5 protein-coding genes are annotated in these 6,231 nt (G+C 70.7%); all 5 read left to right on the forward strand.

Annotated features, from left to right (window positions below; translation table 11 throughout):
- Nucleotides 1-54: 54 nt before the first annotated feature.
- From ACLFOB_RS05525 to ACLFOB_RS05545, 5 genes are read left to right on the forward strand one after another with little or no spacing between them, the layout of a single operon-like run.
- Nucleotides 55-1,002, forward strand: a complete 948-nt coding sequence (locus ACLFOB_RS05525) for an ABC transporter permease (RefSeq protein WP_410915954.1) — start codon at nucleotides 55-57, stop codon at nucleotides 1,000-1,002.
- 56 nt (nucleotides 1,003-1,058) lie between these two features.
- On the forward strand, nucleotides 1,059-1,874 hold the full coding sequence (locus ACLFOB_RS05530) for an ABC transporter permease (protein WP_410915959.1): 816 nt from the start codon (nucleotides 1,059-1,061) through the stop codon (nucleotides 1,872-1,874).
- Nucleotides 1,871-3,490, forward strand: coding sequence for an ABC transporter ATP-binding protein (locus ACLFOB_RS05535; RefSeq protein ID WP_410915953.1), 1,620 nt, complete (start codon nucleotides 1,871-1,873; stop codon nucleotides 3,488-3,490). The genes ACLFOB_RS05530 and ACLFOB_RS05535 overlap by 4 nt, the downstream gene beginning before the upstream one ends.
- Nucleotides 3,477-4,946 carry an aldehyde dehydrogenase family protein gene (locus ACLFOB_RS05540; protein WP_410925368.1) on the forward strand — a complete coding sequence of 490 codons (1,470 nt, stop codon included), beginning with the start codon at nucleotides 3,477-3,479 and terminating at the stop codon, nucleotides 4,944-4,946. Before ACLFOB_RS05535 ends, ACLFOB_RS05540 begins: the two co-directional genes overlap by 14 nt.
- Nucleotides 4,947-4,964: 18 nt before the next feature.
- Nucleotides 4,965-5,714: a glucose 1-dehydrogenase gene (locus tag ACLFOB_RS05545; protein ID WP_410925370.1), complete on the forward strand. Its 750-nt coding sequence runs from the start codon at nucleotides 4,965-4,967 to the stop codon at nucleotides 5,712-5,714.
- Nucleotides 5,715-6,231 lie beyond the last annotated feature (517 nt).

Below are 6,231 nucleotides of genomic sequence, written 5' to 3' on the forward strand. Positions count from 1 at the left end.
GAGGCCCGCACACGGGCCGATGAGCGCCCCGTAAGCGGGGCCGATGGAGAATTCATGCTGCGCTACACGCTCAAGCGCCTGACCTCGCTCGCGGCAAGCCTTGCCGTCGCCTCGCTGGTGATCTTCCTCGTGGTGGAGGTGGCGCCGGGCGACCCCGCGGCCTTCATGCTGGGCATCAACGCCCAGCCAGAGACGGTCGCGGCGCTGCGCGCCGAGCTTGGCCTCGACGTGCCGAAATGGCAGCGATATCTCGACTGGGTGGGCGGGATGCTGACCGGCGATTTCGGCACCTCCTATACCTACCGCACGCCCGTGGCCGAGATGATCGCGGAGCGGCTGCAGGTCTCGCTGCCGCTGGCGCTTTACGCGCTCGCGCTCTCCACCCTTCTGGCCTTCCCGGCGGGCATCTACGCCGCCGCGCGGCGCGGCAGGGCGGGCGACCTGGCGGTGATGGGCGCGACGCAGCTTGGCGTCGCGGTGCCGAACTTCTGGTTCGCGATGATGCTGGTGCTGCTCTTCTCGATCAACCTGGGCTGGTTCGGCGCGGGCGGCTTCCCCGGCTGGGACGAAGGACTCCTGGCCGGGATGAAGGCGCTGACCCTGCCGGCCATCGCGCTTGCCCTGCCGCAGGCGGCGATCCTTGCCCGGGTCATGCGTTCGTCGCTGATCGACATCCTGGGCGAGGACTTCATGCGCACCGCGCGGGCCAAGGGGCTGACCCGCCGGCAGGCGCTCTGGCGGCACGGGGTCAGGAACGCGCTGATCCCGGTGCTCACCATCATCGGGCTGCAGTTCGCCTTCCTGCTGGCGGGCGCGATCATCATCGAGCAGGTGTTCTACCTGCCCGGACTGGGGCGGCTGATCTTCCAGTCGATCTCGGCCCGCGACCTGATCGTGGTTGAATCGGTGGTGATGCTGCTGGTCTTCGCGGTGATCGTGGTCAATTTCCTCGTCGATCTGGCCTATGCAGCGGTCGATCCCCGCCTGAGGACCCGGACATGAGCCTTGCCGAGCGTGAACAGGCACCGCCGCAGGCGCCCGCCGCCCGGCGTCAGCCGCTGCCGCGCAGCCTGTGGATCGGCGTGGCGCTCTCGGCGGTCTTCGTGCTGGCCGCGGCGTTGTCCTTCGTCTGGACGCCCTACCCGGTGGACGGGATGAACATCCCCGCGCGGCTGCAGCCGCCCTCATGGGCGCATCCGCTGGGGACCGATCACTTCGGGCGCGACATCCTGTCGATGATCATGGTGGGCGCGCGCACCTCGATCGCGGTGGCGCTGCTGGCCGTGGGCATCGGCATGGCGCTGGGCGTGCCGCTGGGCCTTGCCGCGGCGGCGCGCAAGGGCGGGTTGCTGGACGAACTCATCATGCGGGCGAACGACCTGATCTTCGCCTTTCCCGCCATCGTCATCGCCATCCTGATCACCGCCGTCTTCGGCGCCTCCGCCGTCAACGCCATCGTCGCCATCGGCATCTTCAACATTCCCGTCTTCGCCCGGCTGACGCGCGGCGGCGCGCTGAGCCTCTGGCAGCGCGAGTTCATCCTGGCCGCCCGCGTGGCCGGCAAGTCCGCCACCCGCATCAGCGCCGAGCACATCCTCCCCAACGTGGCCAACCTGCTGATCGTGCAGGGCACCATCCAGTTCAGCCTCGGCATCCTGGCCGAGGCCGGGCTCTCCTACGTCGGCCTCGGCGCGCAGCCGCCGACGCCCAGCTGGGGCCGGATGCTGGCCGAGGCGCAGACCATGGTCAGCCTCGCGCCGCATGTCGCGCTGATCCCCGGCCTCGCCATCGTGCTGACGGTCCTGGGGCTGAACCTCATGGGGGACGGGCTGCGCGACCTGCTGGACCCGAAGGTGCGGAAGGCGCGCACATGAGCCTGCTGCGGATCGAACACCTGGATCTCGCCATCGGCGGCACGCCGATCCTGCGCGACGTGTCGCTGTCGATCGCGCCGGGCGAGATCGTGGCCGTGACCGGCGAGAGCGGCTCGGGCAAGTCGATGACGGCCTTCGCCGTGATGGGCCTGTTGCCCGGGACGGCCGAGACCACGGGGCGGATCGTGCTCGACGGGCGCGATATCCTGAACGCCCCCGAGGCCCAGATGTGCCGCCTGCGCGGGGCCGAGGTGGGCATGGTCTTCCAGGAGCCGATGACCGCGCTCAACCCGGTGCAGACCATCGGCGATCAGGTGGCAGAGACGATCCTGATCCATCAGAGCGTCCCCCGCGCAGAGGCTTTGGCGCGCGCCCGCGCGATGCTGGACCGCGTGGGCCTGCCCGCCGAACGCTTCCCCCTCTCGCGCTACCCGCACGAGCTTTCGGGCGGGCAGCGGCAGCGCGTCGTCATTGCCATGGCCATCGCGCTGCGCCCCAGACTGCTGATCGCGGACGAACCCACCACCGCGCTCGACGTGACCACGCAGGCGCAGATTCTCGCCCTGCTGCGCGAGCTGGTGGACGAGTTCGGCATGGGTCTGTTGATGATCACCCACGACCTTGCCGTGGTCAGCGACATGGCCGACCGCATCGTGGTGATGCGCCACGGCGAGGTGGTCGAGACGGGCGAGACCCGCGCGCTCTTTGCGAACATGCGCCACCCCTACACGCGGATGCTGTTCGAGGCCTCGGACCATCGCGTTGCGCTGCCCGCCGTGCCCGGGGCCGAGGCGCCGCTGCTGGAGGTGCGCGGCGTCGTGCGCGACTACGCCCTGCCCCGCAGCCGTCTCTTCGCGCGGCGCGAACATTTCCGCGCCGTGCGCGGTGTCAGCTTCACCATGCACCGGGGCGAGCGGCTGGGCCTCGTGGGCGAGTCGGGCTGCGGCAAGTCCACGCTGACGCGCGCGATCCTGGGGCTGGAAGAGGTGCAGGCCGGCGAGATCCTGATCGACGGGGCACCGGTCTTCACCGGGCACCGCCCCAACCTCGAGGTGCGGCGCCAGGTGCAGGTGGTCTTTCAGGATCCCTACGGCAGCTTCAACCCCCGCCACCGGGTCGACCGGCTGATCACCGAGCCCTTTCACCTGCTCGACGACGCCCCCACCGGCGCCGACCGCACGCAGGCCGTGGCCGAGGCGCTGAGTGCCGTGGGCCTCTCGCCCGACGACGCGCAGAAGTACCCGCACGAGTTCTCGGGCGGCCAGCGCCAGCGCATCGCCATCGCCCGCGCGCTCATCATCCGCCCCGCGCTGATCGTCTTCGACGAGGCGGTCTCGGCGCTCGACGTCTCGGTGCGCGCGCAGATCCTCGACCTGATCGCGCGGCTCTCGGGCGAGTTTCAGCTGTCCTACCTCTTCATCAGCCACGACCTGACCGTGGTGCGCCGCGTGACCGACCGGGTGCTGGTGATGCAGTCCGGCGAGATCGTCGAGGAAGGCGCGACCGAGCGGGTCTTTTCCGCGCCCTCGCATCCCTATACCCAAAGCCTGATCGACGCCGCGCCGCGCCTGCCGCGGGTCGGCCAGGCCCCGGAGACTGCCCATGCCCGCCCTTGATGCCCAGCCCACACCCCTGTGGTTCGACCCCTCCCGCTGCCTGATCGGCGGGGACTGGGTGCCGCCTGCCTCGGGCGAGACGCTGGCGCTCGAGAACCCCTCTGACGGCACCGAACTTGCCCGCATCGCCAGGGGCACCGCGGAAGACATCGACGCCGCCGTGACCGCGGCCCGCGCCGCGCTGGCGGGCGACTGGGGCCGCGCCACCGCCGCAGAGCGGGGCCGCGTGCTGGCCCGTCTCGGCCGGCTGGTGGAAGAACACGTGGAGGACCTCGCGCGCCTCGAATCGCTCGACGTGGGCAAGCCGCTGACGCAGGCGCGCGCGGATGCAAAGGCGCTGGCCCGCTACATGGAGTTCTACGCCGGCGCCGCCGACAAGCTGCACGGGACAACCATCCCCTATCTCGAGGGCTACACCGTCTACACCATGCGCGAGCCGCATGGCGTGACCGCGCATATCGTGCCCTGGAACTACCCGATGCAGATCATCGGTCGCTCGGTCGGTGCCGCACTCGCCGCCGGCAACGCCTGCGTGCTGAAACCGGCCGAAGAGGCCTGTCTCACCGCGCTGGCCTTCGCCGATCTTGCGCGCGAGGCAGGGCTGCCCGCGGGCGCGCTCAACGTGGTGCCCGGCACCGGCGCGGAGGCCGGCGCGGCGCTCTCCGCCCACCCGGGCGTCAACCACGTCAGCTTCACCGGCTCCGTCGCCACCGGCAGGCTGATCCAGACGGCGGCTGCGCAGAACGTCGTGCCCGTGACGCTGGAACTGGGCGGCAAGTCGCCGCAGATCGTCTTCGCCGATGCCGATGTCGAGGCGGCGCTGCCCTTCCTCGTGAACGCGGGCATCCAGAACGCCGGGCAGACCTGCTCCGCCTCGTCCCGCATCCTCGTGGAGCGCCCGCTCTACGACCGGGTGGCCGGGCTGATGGCCGAGCGCTACCGCGCGCTCGAGGCGGGCCCGGCGCTGGAGGACCGCAACCTTGGCCCCGTCATTTCCGCCCGGCAGAAGGCCATTGTCGAGGGCTTCCTCGAAAAGGGCGCGGACCTTTCCCGCGCCGCGGAGGGGCGCGTGGCCTCCAATGCGCCCACGGGCGGGCATTACGTGGCGCCCGTGCTCTTCGACGCGGTGCCTCCCGCGCACCCCCTCGCGCAGGAGGAAATCTTCGGCCCGGTGCAGGCGCTCATCCCCTTCGACGACGAGGAAGAGGCAGTGAGCATCGCCAACGGCACCCCCTACGGCCTCGTCGCCGGGGTCTGGAGCGGCGACGGCGCGCGGCAGATGCGGCTGGCGCAGCGGCTGCGGTCGGGCCAGGTCTTCCTGAACAACTACGGCGCGGGCGGCGGGGTGGAGCTGCCCTTCGGCGGCAGCGGCCTCTCGGGCCACGGCCGCGAGAAGGGGTTCGAGGCACTCTACGGCTTCACCAAGCTCAAGACCGTCGCCGCGCGGCACGGCTGACCAGAAACGGGAGAGAGCATGCGACTCGAGGGCAAGACGGCCATCGTCACCGGGGGCGCCTCGGGCTTCGGCGCGGGGATCGTGCGGACATTTCTGGCCGAAGGCGCGCGGGTGATGATCGCCGACATCAACGGCGAGGGCGCCGAGGCATTGGCGGGTCAGTTGGGCGCAGGCGCCCTGCCCTGCCGCGTGAACGTGGCAGAGGCGGCCTCGGTCGCCGCGATGGCGGAAAAGGCCGCCGACGCCTTCGGCGGCACCCCCGACATCCTGGTGAACAACGCAGGGATCACGCACCTGCCCGCCCCCATGGAAGCGGTCAGCGAGGACGACTTCGACCGCGTCTTCACCGTAAACTGCAAATCCGTCTACCTGACCGCCCGGGCGCTCGTGCCGGGGATGAAGGCGCGCGGCGCGGGCGCGATCCTCAACATGGCCTCGACCGCCGGCGTCTCGCCCCGGCCGCGGCTCAACTGGTACAACGCCTCGAAGGGCTGGATGATCACCGCGACCAAGGCCATGGCGATCGAGCTTGCCCCCCACGGCATCCGCGTCAACGCGCTGAACCCGGTGGCGGGCGAGACCCCGCTGCTCAAAAGCTTCATGGGCGAGGACACGCCAGAGATGCGCGACAAGTTCCTCTCCACCATCCCCCTGGGCCGCTTCTCGACCCCGCAGGACATGGGCGAGGCCGCGGCGTTTCTCTGCTCCGACGCAGCCGGCATGATCACCGGCGTGGCGATGGAGGTGGACGGAGGGCGCTGCATCTAGTCCTGCCTCTTGCCAGAAATACCCCCGCCGGAGGCGTATCCTTCCGTGTCAAAGGTTTCCGCGGCAGCTTGTCCTGCTTTGATCCGGCCATGAAACCAGTCGGTCAGGATCTCACCGCCGCTCGGGAGCGTTGGCACGGGCGCGACACGGAACTTGGATCGGAAGAAAGCTGGGGAACGGTCAGGCCGGACAGCCTGCGGATCGCTCGGCTCGGGTCCTTGCCCGAGAGCGACCCCGTGGCCTAGGCCGCCCCGGACGTGCCTGCGGAGGGTGCCGCCTTGGTCGCGGCGCCGACCGAGGCGGAACGCGCGGCCGTTGCCCGAGGTCGCGCCGTCGGACCTGTGCCCGCTGCGGCAGGAAATCGCCGCCTGCAAGACCCGGGGCGGCAGACGATCCTTGCCGGCCCGCCCGCGCAACGGATGGGACGCCGGACGGCGGGCGAGGCTCGGTTCGGGATCGTGCGGGCGCCGGAGCGCGTGGCTCAGGCCTCCGTGTCCTTCTTCGGAACCGCGAAGGG

Source organism: Rhodosalinus sp. (genome assembly GCF_046542825.1).
GTDB lineage: Bacteria > Pseudomonadota > Alphaproteobacteria > Rhodobacterales > Rhodobacteraceae > Rhodosalinus.